This is a genomic window from Saccharopolyspora shandongensis (assembly GCF_900106995.1).
GTDB classification, from domain to species: domain Bacteria; phylum Actinomycetota; class Actinomycetes; order Mycobacteriales; family Pseudonocardiaceae; genus Saccharopolyspora; species Saccharopolyspora shandongensis.
This window is the reverse complement of the sequence record NZ_FNOK01000006.1, coordinates 123,577-138,249: the sequence shown is the minus strand read 5'-3', so window position 1 is coordinate 138,249 and position 14,673 is coordinate 123,577. Positions and strand designations below refer to the sequence as shown.

The following is a 14,673-nucleotide window of genomic DNA, read 5'->3' as shown; positions in this document are numbered from 1 at the left end:
TCGCGTGTATAGTTGCCGACATGTCGATCAGTCTCACCTTGCTGGGGCTGCTGGAAGGTGGCCCCAGCTACGGATACGACTTGAAGCGCGCCTACGACGAGAGCTTCGGGCACGCGAAGTCGCTGGCCTACGGGCAGGTCTACTCGACGCTGTCCCGGCTGCTGCGGGACGAACTGGTCGAAGTGGACGGAGTCGAGTCCGGCGGGGGACCGGACCGCAAGCGCTACTCGATCACCGAGGCCGGCAGGCGCCGGATCGAGGAGTGGCTGTCCACTCCGGAGAAGCCCGTGGCGGAACTCCACAACACGCTCTACGCCAAGGTCGTCCTCGCCGTCCGCTCCGGTCGTGACGCGACGGAGGTGCTCGACCGCCAGCGCGGCGCACACCTGGCCCGCATGCGCGAACTGACCCGTCGCAAGGTCGAAGCCGAGCCCGGCGAGCAGTTGGTGCACGACTACACCCTCTTCCACCTGGAGGCGGACCTGCGGTGGCTCGAACTCGCCGTGACCCGCCTCGAACCGCTCGCCCAGGAGGTTTCCCAGTGACCGAACCAGCGGTGACCCAGGCGCCCGCAGCCGAACCGCTGCTGCGCGGCACGGACCTGCACCTGTCCTTCGGCCCGACGCCGGCGCTGCGCGGCGTGTCCCTGTCCGTCGAGGCAGGGGAGATCGTCGCGGTGATGGGCGCGTCCGGTTCCGGAAAGTCGACCCTGCTGCACTGCCTGGCCGGCATCCGCCTGCCGGAGTCGGGCCAGGTCAGCTACCGCGGCACGGAGCTGACGACGCTGTCCGACGAGCGGCGGAGCGCCCTGCGCCGCGAGGAGTTCGGCTTCGTCTTCCAGTTCGGGCAGCTGGTGCCGGAGCTGACGGTGCGGGAGAACGTGGCGCTGCCGCTGCGGCTGTCCGGAGTGGCGCGCCGCGAAGCGGAGTCCAAGGCCGCGTTGTGGCTGGAAGAGCTGGGGATCGCCGACGTGGCCCGTTCTCGCCCCGGCGACATCTCCGGTGGTCAGGGCCAGCGCGCGGCGCTGGCCAGGGCGCTGGTCGCCGAGCCCAAGGTGATCTTCGCCGACGAGCCGACCGGGGCGCTGGACTCCGCCGGTGGCGAGCAGGTGATGAAGCTGCTGACGCGCGCCGTGCGGGGCGCCCGCGCGGCGGTGGTGCTGGTGACCCACGAACCGCGCGTCGCCGCCTACGCGGACCGGGAGATCGTGCTCCGTGACGGCAGCACCCAGGTCGCCGGGGTGGCCCGATGACGACTGCGCAGGACTGGATGCGGGACCTGGCCTTCGGGCTCCGCCTGGCGGTGACCGGCCGGCGGGCGTGGGGACGACTGGTGGTCACCGCCGCGGGTGTCGGGCTCGGCGTGGCGCTGCTGCTGGCGGCGGCCTCGATCCCGAACGTCAACGCCTCCAGCGACGCCCGATTCGACGCGCGGTGGGGTGCCGGCGCCGCCGTCGGGGACGGCGCCTCGGTGCTGGTGGCGGAGACCTCAACGCAGTTCCGGGAGGAGTGGGTGCAGGGGGTGTGGGTGCAGAACCTGCGTCCCGACGGGCCGGTTGCTCCCGGGCTGCGCCAGAACCCGCGTCCGGGAGAGGTGGTCGTCTCGCCGGCGCTGCAGGAAATCCTCTCCGGACCGGACGGTGCGTTGCTGCAGCCGAGGTTCCCCAACGTGGTCGGCGTCATCGCCGACGAGGGCCTGATCGCCCCCAACGAGCTCTTCTTCTACGCCGGAACCGACGCGCTTTCGCCGCAGAGCAGCAGCGTCAGCGGGGTGGTGGACCACTTCGGGGAGGCCCCGGGGCACAGTCGCACGACGTTCTCCACGGACGAGTGGCTCATGCTCGCCCTCGGCCTGGCCGCGCTGCTGGTGCCAATCGTGGTGTACGTGGCGGCCACCACGCGATTGGCCGAGACCGCGCGGCAGCGCCGGCTGTCGGCGATGCGGCTGGTCGGTGCCGGCGGCGAGCAGATCCGCCGGATGGCGGCGGGTGAAGCGCTGGCGGGCGCGCTGCTGGGCGTCGTGCTGGGCTGGGCGCTGTTCTTCCTCGGGAGGACGTTGGCCAGTGGGGTGACCGTCGTGCGGACCGCCGTCTTCGAATTCGACATCACCCCGGTGTGGTGGCTCGCCCTGCTCGTGACCGCAGGCATCCCGGCCGTCGCCGTCGTGGTCACGATCGGTTCCCTGGCGCAGGCCATCGCCGACCCGCTGGACGTGACCCGCCGGACGGTGTCGCGGCGGCGTCGCCTGGGCTGGCGCCTGGTGCCGCTCGGGCTGGGCCTGCTGGGATTGCTGGCCGTCGCCGCCGGTTTCGACAGCGTGGACGACCTCCCGCTGTTCGTCGTCTCCGTGGTGCTCGTGCTGGTCGGGATCCCGGTGCTGCTCCCGTGGTGCGTCGAGCGCGCGGTCGGACGCCTGCGCGGCGGCTCGACGGCGTGGCAGCTGGCGATCGGACGGCTGCAGCTGGCCAGCGGCCCCGCCGCGCGGTCGGTCAGCGCGATCGCCGTCGTGGTCGCGGGCGTGATCGCCCTGCAGACGCTGGTGGCCACGGTCGAAGCCGAACGCGCGGACCGCAACACTCCACGCGAAGCGGTGCAACCGGCGTCGGCCGAGGGACGGATCACCGGCGAACGACCCGCCGATGCCGCCGAGATCGGGCGGATCGAGCAGGAAGTGCGGTCGCTGCCCGGCATCGACGACGTGCAGGTCGCGACGACGGCCCAGGTCACGGGAAAGAAGGACCCGGCGACCGGGACGTTGCTCATCGCCGACTGCGCGCAGATCGCCCGGTTGCTCTCGGTGCCGGACTGCCGGGACGGCGACGCGTTCGTCCCGGCAGGGCGCAGCCCGCTGCGACCAGGCGAGCGCGTCGAGCTCGTGGAATCGTCGTTCGGCATGGAATTCCGCGCCAGCACGCCACCGCCGGCCTGGGACGTGCCGGAGTCGGTGCGGCCGGCGACCGTGCCGTTCAGGTTCGGCGCCGACGACATCGCGATGGTCTTGACCCCAGCCGCGGGCGTCCCGGCGGAAGCCCAGAACCTGGAGGCGTACATCCGTCTCAACCAGGCGGCCCCGAACGACCTGAGCGATCGCCTCCGCAACGTCGCCGCGGCACATTTCGCCGATTACAGCGCATGGATCACGACGACCGGAAGCAGCAGCATGGCTGCGGAGGAGGAGTCGGCCGTGGCCGCGATCCGCGCCGCGCTGCTGGCGGGCGCGCTGCTCACCTTCGCGCTCATCGGGTGCAGCCTGTTCGTCTCGGCGGCCGAGCAGATCCAGGAACGACGCAGGCCGCTGGCCGTGCTCGGGGCAGTGGGCGTCCCGAGGCGAACCCTGCGGCGGTCGCAACTCCTGCAGAACGCGGTCCCGATGCTCGTCGCAACGGCGCTGGCGACGGTGGTCGGCATGCTGCTCGGCACGCTGACGGCGGTGGCCACGAACAGCTTGAGAGGACGGATCGTCTTCGACCTGCCCGGCATGCTCGGCCTCTTCGCGTTCGCGGCAGCGGCGGTCCTGGTCGTAACGGCGCTGACCCTCCCGGCGCTCGGCCGAGCCGCCCACCCGACGGGCCTCCGCACCGAGTGACCGCACCGGACGAGTAGCCAGAAGCCGAAAGGGCGCCTCTTGCCGGCATCGCAGGAGGCGCCCTTGCAGGTTTGTAGTATCTATAAGTTCAGTCCTGAATGAAATTACACATCGTTCCGCAACAGCGGCTGGGTAGAGGCCACTGCAGGTTAAAGGCCTCAGCGCGAGGCTTCCTACTCGTCGTGCTGTCGGCGCACCATCTCGGTGATCCAGACGGGTGCGAACGGCGACGTGCAGTTCGGCGGGGTCGGGTAGTCCTTGAGCACCTCCAGGCGCTCACCGATGTCCAGGGCACGGGCGCGGTGCTCGGCGTGGCTGATCCCGATCTGGGCCAGGCAGCTGTTCATCGCCCACTGCAGGCGGTCCGGGGCGTCCTTCATCTCCGCCTCGATGACGTCGAGCAGTTCCGCGAGGTCGAGGCCCTCGGGTTTCTTCGCCACGCGTTCGGTCGTCAGCGCCCAGCCGGCGCTCGCGACCACTGGATCGGAATCGGCGAACCAGGCCAGGCGCAGCTCTTCGGCGTGCGGGTTCTTCTTCACCACGTAGTTCACGAGCCAGTCGTGCACCTTGGGGGTGCGCGCAGCACGCAACATGGCGTCCAACTCGTCGCGCTCGAAAGCCTTCGGGCGGCAGATCAGGGTCGCCAGCAGCTTCGCGGCGGTGTCATCTGTCTCCCAGAGCCGGCGCGCGAGTTCCTGCTGCGTCTTCAGCCGCTTCGCGAGCGCACGCAGCTTGCCGAGGTTCACACCGTGATCGTCACCGTGCTTCTCGTTCACCTTGCGCGCCTTCGGGTCCTCGAGCGCGGCCAGCTCGGCCATCACCTCGGCCACCGACGTCTCAGCCACCTGGGCCTCCTGTCCATCACATGTGGGGTTTCAGCCTACGAAGAAAGCGCGCCGAACAAGGTGATCAGCGAGCGCATGGCCAAGGCCGCTCACCGCTATTCGGCAATTCGGGCTCTTCGGACGAGGCGCAGAGCTTTTGCCCGGCCCGATCGACGTGTCCAGGTGAACTGATCGAATGCGGTCGCGGACGCTCTGTGAGCACTCAATTGGGTGAGTGGTGGCTCATGTCTCACCGTGGGTGATTGGTTTTCCCGGGGCGGGCTCATCGTCGATCAAGAAATGAGCTGGAAAAACCGCGCAATCGCGCCGATCTTGTCGACGTTTCTATGACGATGGCCACTCGCTGATGGTTTGGTCCTCGGTTTCCCGCTACGTAGCGTGGCCCCTCGTCGGCGCCCCCGAGCCGACGAGCAAGACCGGAAGTCCGCTTCGCCGAACCCTGCCCAGCGGGCCTTCCGACCCCCGACACGTGCATCAGGGCAGGGGCTTGACGACGACGGCGAACCCGGCGTCCGGCCGAGCAGTCTTCGGCCGCGTCGATCGCCGCCCCGGCGTCAGCGCAGGCGTCGCTGGAGACGAAGAACATGGCTAGCTCCCGAGGCAAGCACCGCAAGTCCATCACCGGCCGCAACGTCGCGCGGGTCGCCCTCGCCGGCGCGGTCGTCGCCGCCCCGTTCGCCCTGGCCCTGCCGGCCAACGCCGCGTCGCAGTCCACCTGGGACGCCGTCGCGAAGTGCGAGAGTGGTGGCAACTGGTCGATCAACACCGGCAACGGCTACTACGGTGGCCTGCAGTTCAACCAGTCCACCTGGGCCGCCTACGGTGGCACGAGCTACGCCTCGAACGCCTCGCAGGCCAGCCGCGAGCAGCAGATCGCGGTCGCCGAGCGCGTGCTGCAGAAGCAGGGCCCGGGCGCCTGGCCGGTGTGCTCGAAGAAGGCGGGTCTGACGGCCGGTGGCGGTCTGCAGAACCAGAGCGTCTCTTCGACCACCACGAAGAAGACCACTCCGAAGACGGAGACCAAGCCCAAGGTCAAGACCGAGACCAAGAAGACCGAGGTCAAGAAGACGGTCCAGGTCGAGGGCGCCTACACCGTGCAGGCCGGCGACACGCTGAGCTCGATCGGTGCCCAGTTCGGCATCAGCTGGCAGTCGATCTTCGAGAAGAACCACGACGTCATCAGCGACGCCAACCTGATCTTCCCGGGTCAGCAGCTGACCGTGAAGTGACCCGTCCGGTCCGCGAGACCGGGCGACAGCAAGGGACCCCGCCTGCCTCTCTCCGGCGGGGTTCCTTGCATTTCCGGTCGAGGCACGGGGACGGGTTCATTTCAGCTTGCGGCGGCGCAGGTCGCTGCGGATGTCCCACGCGGTCCAGCTGACGCCACCGAGGGCGAGGCCGGACATGAGGATCAGCACCAGGGCTTCGGTCACGGCGGGCTCCCCTCGAACGGGACCGTCGGAATTGCTTCCCGAGCCTAATGACCGTTCCGTTGATCGCCGAGCGTGTCGAGTTTTCAAACCCGATCGGGCGAAGTGTCCACATAGACCGATCGTCGCGGACTCTTCGAATTCCGCGTGCCTGAGGCGAATTCCGCGCGCGGTGCGAACGCGTGCCCCGTCGCTCGCCTTGCACGTTCCGTGTCTTCCGATCACCACCCGGGATGAATGCTGCCCGGCAGGGTGATTCATCGGCATGTTGGGGCCCGTCAAACCGCCCGTTGCCCCGATCATTCTCGTGATCAAGCCCGGCCGCCGCTCGGTGCGGGAAAGGACATGTGCCGCGGTTAAGGGGAGAGCAAGGTGGACGCAGGTCATTACGCCGCGCTGGTCGAGGTGACCACCCTCGGCGGCTGGGTCGGCCCGACGACGATCGTCGCCGGCGCCCTGCTGCTGATCGTCGCGCTGTTTCGCCGAACGCGCGCCACACTGGCGAAGAAGCGACGGGCGGCGCGCCCGAGTGCGGCCCATTGGTGGTGACGCGTTTTCCGGAGCTGGCCTAGGCGTTTCGCGCGTGTGCGGGCGCCGAGGGGGGAGGGACGCATGACCGACACCACGCGGGACTCGAGGGAGGCGGCGGAGCGCGCCCCGACCGAAGGCCTGCCGGCCGATCAGAGCTGGCGGGTCGTTCCGGCACTGCCGACGCGCAAGGCGCACCGCCAAGACCTGCGCACCGCCATCGCCGTCGATCTGGGGCGGCTGGCGGCGTCGATGTCGCGGCGGCTCGGCATGGGCAGCGGCGGGATGATCGGCGGCCGGCTCGCGCTGAGCGTACAACCGCGGGCCCTGCGCAGGTTGGCAACCGGGCGGCGTGTCGTGATGGTCACCGGTACGAACGGCAAGACGACGACCACGCAGATGGTGGCCGAGGCACTGCGCTCGCAGGCTCCCGCCGTCAGCAACGGCACCGGCGCGAACATGCTCGACGGACACGTCGCCGCGCTGATGACCAGGCCGGACGCCCCGTTCGCCGCGCTGGAGGTCGACGAGCTGCACCTGGCGCAGGTGACCGAGCAGTTCGAGCCGGCCGTGATCCTGCTGCTCAATCTCAGCCGGGACCAGCTCGACCGGGTCGGCGAGATCCGCACCGTCGCCGCGAGCCTGCGGCGAGCCCTGGCGCAGGCGCCGGGCGCGCAGGTGATCGCGAACCGGGACGACCCGAACATCGTCTTCGCCGCCGCCGATCATCCCGCGGTCACCTGGATCTCCGGTGGCGTGCGCTGGAAGGACGACGCGCTGAACTGCCCGAACTGCGGCGCGTTCATCGGCGACACCACCCGGGACTGGCGCTGCGCCTGCGGCCTGGCCCGTCCCGCCGCGGACTGGACGGTCAGCGGAACCGGCGTGGTGTCCGCCGACGGCTCCCACCACGAGCTCGCGCTGTCGCTGCCGGGCCACGTCAACCGGGTCAACGCGACGTTCGCGCTGGCCGCGGCGTTGCACCTGGGCTGCGACGAAGACGCGTCGCTGGCGCGGATCGGGCGGATCTCGGAGGCCGCCGGCCGGTACCAGACGGTCCGGCTCGCCGGGCGGGACGTCCGGCTGCTGCTGGCCAAGAACCCGGCCAGCTGGCTGGAGATGCTCGACCTCGTCGACGGCGGCGACGAACCGCTGGTGCTGGTGGTCAACAGCAGGGAGGCCGACGGCCACGACGTCTCCTGGCTGTGGGACGTGGATTTCGAGGTGCTGCGCGACCGGCCGGTCCGGGTGGCGGGGGACCGGGCGCTGGACCTGGCGGTGCGGCTGCGCTACGCCGAGGTGCCCTGCGCCGTGTCGTCCGATGTGGACGACGCGCTGGCCGGGTCGGCCACCGGCGTGCCGGACGTGATAGCCAACTACACCGCCTTCCGCGACCTCGTGACCAGGAGCCGGCGATGATGCGCGACCGCGTCCGGCTCGCGCTGGTGCTGCCCGACCTGCTGGGCACGTACGGCGACCGGGGCAACGTGCTCGTGCTGGCGCAGCGGCTGAAGTGGCGCAACATCGACAGCGAGACGGTGACGGTGCTCTCCGATTCCGACTCGGTGCCGGAGTCCTGCGACCTGTACATGATCGGCGGCGGTGAAGACGTCGCGCAGGTGGCTGCGGTCCGGTTCCTGCACCGCGGACCCGGGCTGCGGCGCGCGGTGGAACGCGGCTCGCCGGTGCTGGGCATCTGCGGCGGCCTGCAGGTGCTCGGGACGAGCTTCGTCACCGGCGACGGCGTGCAGCACGCCGGGCTGGGGGCGGTCGACGCGGACACCGAGCCGGGCAGCGGGCGCGCGATCGGCGAGGTGACCACGCAGTCCACCCTGGGCGGTGTCGGAATGCTCACCGGGTTCGAGAACCACCTCGGCCGCACCCGGGTCGGCCCCGGCTCCCAGCCGCTGGGGCGGGTGACACGCGGCATCGGCAACGGTCACGACGATGCCGAAGGCGCGGTCCGCGGCCACGTCGTGTGCACGTACCTGCACGGACCGGTGTTGGCGCGCAATCCGAAGCTGGCCGATCTGCTGCTGGAATGGGCGATCGGCGAACCGTTGGAGCCGCTGCCCGACCCGCCGGAGCTGCGCGCGCTTCGCGCCGAACGCACCCGGATGCACGTCCGCAACCGCAAGTGACCGTCAGCGGCGGAAGATCCTGGCCACCCGGTCGACTACGGGCCGCAGCTCCGGGGCGCGGAAGAGCGCCAGCGCGCAGAAGCTGACTGCCAGCACCACCACCGTGTGCACCACCAGCGAGAACCAGGCGTCGGAGACCGGCCCGAACGGCCCGAACGCGCTGCGCAGCCCGGCGAGGACGGCGAGCCCGCAGGCGCAGCCGAGCAAGGAGGCGGCGATCGCGCGCCCGATCCCGGCGAGGGTCCGGCGGGTCTGGACCGGGCCGACCCTGCGGTGCAACCAGATCTGGCCGGCGATCGCACCGACCACGAAGCTCACCGACATCGCGCCGGTGACTCCGACGACCAGATCGCGCGGATCCAGCAAGGCGAGCGCGACGTAGCACAGCACGCTGCGGACCAGCACCATGATCACGTTGATCCAGGTGGGCGTGCGGGCGTCCTTCATCGCGTAGAACGCGCGCAGCTGCAGCATCGTGATCGCGAACGGCACCACGCCCAGCGCGGCGGCCGCCAGTGCCCAGCCGAGCCGGTCCGCCGCCGCGACGTCGCTGGCGCCCAGCGAGAAGAACGCCACGCCGATCGCGCCGCCGGCGACCGCCAGCAGCGCGCTGATCGGCATCAGCAGCACGGCGCTCAGCCGGCTGCCCAACGACACGTCGGCGACGAACTCCGCGGTGTCCTTGGCCGCGGCTGCCCGGCTGATCCGGGGCATCAGCGCGGTGAGCAGCGATACGCCGAGCACGCCGTAGGGCACCTGCGACAGCAGCCAGGCGTAGTTGAAGGTCGCGACGCTGCCAGGGGTGCCCTGCCCGGTGACGCGGGTGATCACCACCATGCCGGCCTGGCTGATCAGGGTGTAGAGCACGACCCAGCCGGCCAGCCCGCCGAACTCCGACAGCCTGCGGTCCCAGCCCCACCGCCAGCGGAACCGGAAACCGCTGCGGCGCAGCGAAACGGCCATGATCGCGGCCTGGGCGGCGATGCCCAGCGCGGTGCCGATGCCCAGGATCAGCAGCTTCGGCTCGCCCATGCGCACCGGATGCGTCGAGATCTCGCCGGGCACCAGCGCGTACACCACGACTGTGGTGATCACGACGACGTTGTTGAGCACCGGCGCCCACGCCGGGGTGCCGAACACGCCGCGCACGTTGAGGATCGCCTGCAGCAGCGCAGACATCCCGTAGCAGATGATGCCGGGCAGCAGCAGGTAGGCGAACGCCGTGGTCAGCGCGGTATTGGCCAGGGTGTCGGGGCCCAGGTATAGCTCGGTGAGCAGCGGCGCGGTGGCCACCGCGGCGGTGGTGGCAGCGACCAGCAGCACCCCGCCCATGGTGATCATCCACTGCGCGTAGGCCTCGCCCCGCTGGGCGCCTTCCTGCTGTGCCCGCACCAGGAGAGGCACCGCGATGCTCGTAAGCACCCCACCGAGCAGCAGCTCGTTGACCACCGTCGGGAGCGTGTTCGCGACGGTGTAGGAGTCGTTGACCATGCCGAGCCCGAGAACGGCCACCAGCAGCACCTTCGCCAGCAGGCCGCTGGCCCGGCTGACGGTGGTCGCCACCGCCATCGCCGCGCTGGCCCGGGCCAGCGAAGAGCCGCGCACGCTGGAATCGGCCCGCTCGACCACGACGCTCCCCAGTTCTCGGTCTCACCTGCGCCGACCGTGCCACGAAAACCCGGCCGCCGCCTCGTGACCGCTCGTCCCATGGCAACCTGATCACACCGACGTGGACGGGGGAGGCGCTGCGATGATCGTGATCGGCGGGCTGTTGCTGGTGGCCGGGGTGGTCGTGGCGATCGTCAGCGGCGGGGACATGGCGGGCGGCTGGCTCCTGCCGGTCGGCCTGATCGCCGCGGGCCTCGGGATGCTCGTCGCCGGAATGGTCGCGGCAGCTCGCCGCCGGCTCCCGCTGCGGGCGGCGGTCCGCGCGCACCGGGTGGCGCCGGTGGGCAGCCCGCTGCGGCGGGCCCGCGCGGTTCCGTCGATGATCGCCTCCACCGCGCGGGGCCGGAATCCGGTGCTGCCGCGCTACCAGCTCGCGCTCTGGCTGCTGGCCGCGGTGTACGTGGTCTCGCCGATCGACTTCATCCCGGATTTCCTGCCGCTGCTCGGCATCGGCGACGACATCGGCGTCGGAACCTGGCTGCTGACCAGCCTGTACGCCGAAGCGGGCAACTTCCTCGCCGCCCGGGAGCAGCGGTCCGGAACGGACGCCGAGTAGTCCTCAGGTCGTCGTCTGCTCGGGTTCGGTGGACGTGCGACGGCGGCGGAAGAGGCCGTGGTCGAGCGACCAGTTGCCGCCGTTGAAGCCCAGGGCCAGCGCGGCGACGCCGATGGCCAGCGGCAGCTCGAAGCCCATGGGGGCGAACAGGCCGTAGGGCAGGTGCACGAGCAGCACCGCGCCGGCCATGTCGATGGCGACCAGGACGCCGACCAGCGGCAGCAGCAGCCCGAGGACCAGGAAGACGCCGCCGATCAGTTCGACCAGGCCCGCGTACCAGGCGGACACCTGCGGGAACGGGATCTGCATGCCGGCGAAGCTCTGCGCGACCGCGCCCAGCCCGTAGTCGACGACCTTCTGCCATCCGTGCGCGATCAGGATGATCCCGATGCCCAGCCGGCCGATGAAGGCGAAGAAATCACGAACGACGTGCATGACGTGCCTCCTGTCCTGCGTCGACTCCGCTGGCGGCGCAGCCCCACCTCAAGTCTGGTGGGTGGCCAGGGCACAGTCATCTCGGCGGAGTGCTCGCCGGGCAGGCGGGTTGGGGACCGGCCCGCGGCCCCCAACCCGGTGGTTCAGCCCTTGAGCAGGGAGCGGGCCATCACCATGCGCTGGATCTGGTTGGTGCCCTCGTAGATCTGGGTGATCTTGGCGTCGCGCATCATCCGCTCCACCGGGAAGTCCCTGGTGTAGCCGGCGCCGCCGAAGAGCTGCACCGCGTCGGTGGTGACCTCCATGGCGACGTCGGAGGCGAAGCACTTCGCGGCGGCGGAGATGAACCCGAGGTTCGCCTCGCCGCGCTCGGCGCGGGCCGCGGCGACGTAGACCATGTGCCGCGCGGCCTCGACCTTCATCGCCATGTCGGCCAGCATGAACTGGACGCCCTGGAAGTCGGAGATGGCCTTGCCGAACTGCTTGCGCTCCTTGACGTAGGCCAGCGCCTGGTCCAGCGCGCCCTGCGCGATGCCGACGGCCTGGGCGCCGATCGTGGGCCGGGTGTGGTCCAGCGTGCGCAGCGCGGTCTTGAAGCCGGTGCCAGGCTCGCCGATGATCCGGTCGGCCGGGATGGTGCAGTCCTCGAAGTACAGCTCCACGGTCGGCGAGCCCTTGATGCCGAGCTTCTTCTCCTTGGGGCCCACCACGAATCCGGGGTCGTCGGCGTGCACGACGAACGCGCTGATGCCGTTGGCGCCCTTGTCCGGGTCGGTCACCGCCATCACGGTGTACCACTTGGACTCGCCGCCGTTGGTGATCCAGCACTTGCTGCCGTTGAGCACCCAGTGGTCGCCGTCGAGGCGCGCGCGGGTCTTCATCGACGCCGCGTCCGAGCCGGCCTCGCGCTCGGACAGCGCGTAGGACGCGGTCGCCTCGCCGTTGGCGATCGAGGGCATTACCTTCTGCTTGAGCTCCTCGGAGCCGGCGAGCAGGATCGGCATGGTGCCGAGCTTGTTCACCGCCGGGATCAGCGACGACGAGGCGCAGACCCGGGCGACCTCCTCGATCACGATGCAGGTGGCGACCGAGTCGGCGCCCTGCCCGTCGTAGACCTCCGGTACGTGCACGGCGGCGAAGCCGGCCTTCGTCAGAGCGTCGCGCGCCTCGCGCGGGTACCGCTCCTGCTCGTCCACCTCGGCCGCGTGCGGCGCGATCTCCTTCTCGGCCAGGGCACGCACCGCCTCGCGCAGTGCTTCGTGCTCCTCGGCCAGCTGGTAGGTGCCGAAGCTCGGGTCCACCGGATGCCTCCTAGTTCCCCGGCGCCCCGGCCGGGGTAGTCCTCGCGGTCCGCCCCAGCGGACCCCTGTTCGTGCCGCCATCGTAACGGCACTGAGTGCCACTAGCAATCGTGGCCGGTGCTATATTCCGGCCATGTCCGAGGCAGCGACTCCGGCGCCCAGAACCCGTTCCGGCCGCACCCCGCACGGCCGCCGGCGGGTGCGCAGCTCCCTGGCACTGGCCGCGATGGGGCTGTTCGGCGAGCAGGGCTTCGAAGCGACCACTGTGGACCAGATCGCCGAAGCGGCGGGCGTCGGCCGGCGCACCTTCTTCCGGTACTTCCGGTCCAAGGAGGACGTCGTCTTCCCCGGTCACGACGAGCGGCTGGCGGAGGTGGTCGAACTGTTGGCGGCCGCCGACCCGGCGGCCGATCCGCTCGCGGTGCTCGGGCGGACCGCCGAGGTGGTGCTGGAGATGTACCTGGCGGAGCCGGAGGTGTCGCTGAAGCGCTTCGAGCTGACCCGAGAGGTTTCCGCGTTGCGGGACAAGGAGATCGCCAGCATCGATCGCTACCAGCGGGTGTTCGCGCGCTACCTGCGCGGCCGCTACGCGGGCGAGCCGGGCGGCGACCTGCGCGCCGCGGTGGTGGCCTCGGCGGTGGTCGCCGCGCACAACCACGTGCTCCGCCAGTGGCTGAAGAGCGGGGGAGAGCTGGAGGCGAAGGCGCTGCTGCGCGAAGCCCTGCAGCAGGTGACGGTCGCGATGTCGGGGCAGTGGGGTCGCGACGATTCCGCCGTCGACGCGGGGGAGAGCGTCGTGGTGGGCGTGGTGCGCACCGCGGCGCCTGCGGGCGTTGTCCTCAAGCATCTCGAAGAGGCGCTGCGGGACATCCGCTAGCGGTAGTTCGGCACTCAGTGTCAGAGAGTATGTGGGGGATGCCACGATTAAAAATTTTAGATTAGATCTATCTTTTCAGTGTTAAATGAAATCGACCTCCGATCCCACCCAGCACAGAGGCAAGAGGAGCGGCCGGTTACGAGCTTCGCCGCACGAGTCCGCTCAGCTGGTCGCCGAGCGGACTCGCTCGATAACCGGTGCGAAGGCGTCCATGTACGGGCCGTGGACGGTGTAGTAGGTGAAGCCGTAGCGCTCGCGGTTGCGCAGCACTTGGTCGGCGATCTGCTCGACGCTGCCGATGAAGGCGAACGGGGTTTCCAGGAGCTCGTCGGCGGTCATCATCGACCCGAACCGCTCCAGCAGCTTCTCGGCGGCGACCGCCCGGTCATCGGTGATCACGACCAACTGCACCAGGGCGTGCCACTGCACGCGATCGGCGCGATCTCCGGCGCGTTCGCGGGCGTAGCGGACCCGTTCGTCGGCCTCGGCCGCCGTGCCGATGCGCAGCGTTCCCGGCGGTTGCCCCTTGACCTGGAATGCCCCGGCGATGCCGACGACGTCCGCCGTTTCGGCGGCGATCTGCAGGATCCGGTCGCCGGTGCCGCCGACGATCAGCGGTGGTCCGTAGCCGCCGAAGCCGGAGCGCTGCACGGGGCGCAGGACCGGGATGTCGAAGTTCTCGCGCATGGCCGCCTGCTGTTCGTAGCCGTCCGCGGCGAACAGGCGGCCGAGCTCGTCGATGGTCGCCCGCAGCCTTTCGGCGCGACTGCCGAACGATTCCCACTCGATGCCCGCCTCGTCGAACTCCCACTTCATGTGGCCGGCGCCGAGGCCGACTTCCAGGCGTCCGCCGGTGAGGACGTCCGTGGTGGCGATCTCGCGGGCCAGCAACGCCGGGTTCCAGAACGGCGCGTTGAGCACGAGGGTGCCGACCCGGAGCCGTTCGGTGGCCTGCGCGGCGGCCACGAGGGTGGGGAAGGGGGATGCGAGGCCGAGGTGGTCGGCGGCGAACACCGCGTCGTAGCCGTACCGCTCGGCGCGGCGGCAGGTCTCGGCGAAGGCCGGAGGCTCTTCCAGGCCGAAGATGTTGTAGGAGAAGCGGAAGTCGGTCATGGGGTCATGCTGCGGCATGCCTTGGGCGATCACCAGGAGTTCAGCACTGGGCGAACGTTCCATGTCATTAAAATCTATTATTTCAGTGTTGAATGAAATAAAGCACGGCGACCGCACCCAGCGCTGCCTGCCAGAAAACCGCTAGGAAGCCGGCGCAGACGTCTCTAACCTTGCTCAGCAATGGTTTTCGTGAA

The 14,673-nt window shown here is 70.2% G+C and carries 14 protein-coding genes; 9 read left to right on the top strand and 5 right to left on the bottom strand.

From position 1 onward, the window contains the following. The first annotated feature begins 20 nt into the window (after nt 1–20). Genes BLW84_RS08750 through BLW84_RS08740 form a run of 3 tightly spaced genes read left to right on the top strand, consistent with a single transcriptional unit; the run spans nt 21 to nt 3,585 of the window. Nucleotides 21–545, top strand: coding sequence for a PadR family transcriptional regulator (locus BLW84_RS08750; RefSeq protein WP_093263417.1), 525 nt, complete (start codon nt 21–23; stop codon nt 543–545). Continuing rightward, a complete protein-coding gene (locus BLW84_RS08745) occupies nt 542–1,252 on the top strand; it encodes an ABC transporter ATP-binding protein (protein WP_245761030.1) in 711 nt (236 codons plus the stop codon). The genes BLW84_RS08750 and BLW84_RS08745 overlap by 4 nt, the downstream gene beginning before the upstream one ends. Beyond that, nucleotides 1,249–3,585: an ABC transporter permease gene (locus BLW84_RS08740; protein WP_093263415.1), complete on the top strand. Its 2,337-nt coding sequence runs from the start codon at nt 1,249–1,251 to the stop codon at nt 3,583–3,585. Before BLW84_RS08745 ends, BLW84_RS08740 begins: the two co-directional genes overlap by 4 nt. 173 nt (nt 3,586–3,758) lie before the next feature. Here BLW84_RS08740 and BLW84_RS08735 read toward each other — a convergent pair whose 3' ends face one another. After that, on the bottom strand, nt 3,759–4,403 hold the full coding sequence (locus BLW84_RS08735) for a DNA alkylation repair protein (protein WP_093263739.1): 645 nt from the start codon (nt 4,401–4,403) through the stop codon (nt 3,759–3,761). A gap of 611 nt (nt 4,404–5,014) precedes the next feature. On the opposite strand from BLW84_RS08735, the gene BLW84_RS08730 reads away from it, so the two are divergent. The 4 genes from BLW84_RS08730 to BLW84_RS08720 all read left to right on the top strand — a co-directional run bounded on the left by BLW84_RS08730 (nt 5,015) and on the right by BLW84_RS08720 (nt 8,529). Further along, nucleotides 5,015–5,659, top strand: a complete 645-nt coding sequence (locus BLW84_RS08730) for a LysM peptidoglycan-binding domain-containing protein (protein ID WP_093263412.1) — start codon at nt 5,015–5,017, stop codon at nt 5,657–5,659. A gap of 573 nt (nt 5,660–6,232) precedes the next feature. Beyond that, entirely contained in the window at nt 6,233–6,409 is a 177-nt protein-coding gene (locus tag BLW84_RS47340; protein ID WP_177226364.1) for a hypothetical protein, read from the top strand. A 63-nt stretch (nt 6,410–6,472) separates the two neighbouring features. Then, nucleotides 6,473–7,807, top strand: a complete 1,335-nt coding sequence (locus BLW84_RS08725) for a Mur ligase family protein (RefSeq protein ID WP_093263410.1) — start codon at nt 6,473–6,475, stop codon at nt 7,805–7,807. Continuing rightward, on the top strand, nt 7,804–8,529 hold the full coding sequence (locus tag BLW84_RS08720; protein WP_425441696.1) for a type 1 glutamine amidotransferase: 726 nt from the start codon (nt 7,804–7,806) through the stop codon (nt 8,527–8,529). The genes BLW84_RS08725 and BLW84_RS08720 overlap by 4 nt, the downstream gene beginning before the upstream one ends. Before the next feature lie 3 nt (nt 8,530–8,532). Here the strand turns inward: BLW84_RS08720 and murJ are convergent, their stop codons facing one another. Beyond that, nucleotides 8,533–10,158: a murein biosynthesis integral membrane protein MurJ gene (gene murJ / locus BLW84_RS08715; RefSeq protein WP_093263407.1), complete on the bottom strand. Its 1,626-nt coding sequence runs from the start codon at nt 10,156–10,158 to the stop codon at nt 8,533–8,535. A 121-nt stretch (nt 10,159–10,279) separates the two neighbouring features. On the opposite strand from murJ, the gene BLW84_RS08710 reads away from it, so the two are divergent. Beyond that, nucleotides 10,280–10,753: a YkvA family protein gene (locus tag BLW84_RS08710; RefSeq protein ID WP_093263404.1), complete on the top strand. Its 474-nt coding sequence runs from the start codon at nt 10,280–10,282 to the stop codon at nt 10,751–10,753. 3 nt (nt 10,754–10,756) lie between these two features. Here BLW84_RS08710 and BLW84_RS08705 read toward each other — a convergent pair whose 3' ends face one another. Continuing rightward, the gene (locus tag BLW84_RS08705) at nt 10,757–11,188 is read right to left on the bottom strand and encodes a DoxX family protein (RefSeq protein ID WP_093263402.1); all 432 of its coding nucleotides are present in this window, start codon (nt 11,186–11,188) and stop codon (nt 10,757–10,759) included. 143 nt (nt 11,189–11,331) lie between these two features. Further along, a complete protein-coding gene (locus tag BLW84_RS08700; RefSeq protein ID WP_093263399.1) occupies nt 11,332–12,489 on the bottom strand; it encodes an acyl-CoA dehydrogenase in 1,158 nt (385 codons plus the stop codon). A 133-nt stretch (nt 12,490–12,622) separates the two neighbouring features. Here BLW84_RS08700 and BLW84_RS08695 point away from each other — a divergent pair, with 133 nt between their 5' ends. Then, nucleotides 12,623–13,366: a TetR family transcriptional regulator gene (locus BLW84_RS08695; RefSeq protein WP_093263397.1), complete on the top strand. Its 744-nt coding sequence runs from the start codon at nt 12,623–12,625 to the stop codon at nt 13,364–13,366. A gap of 162 nt (nt 13,367–13,528) precedes the next feature. On the opposite strand, the gene BLW84_RS08690 is transcribed toward BLW84_RS08695, so the two are convergent. Continuing rightward, nucleotides 13,529–14,542, bottom strand: coding sequence for an LLM class F420-dependent oxidoreductase (locus BLW84_RS08690; protein WP_245761028.1), 1,014 nt, complete (start codon nt 14,540–14,542; stop codon nt 13,529–13,531). Nucleotides 14,543–14,673: the final 131 nt, after the last annotated feature.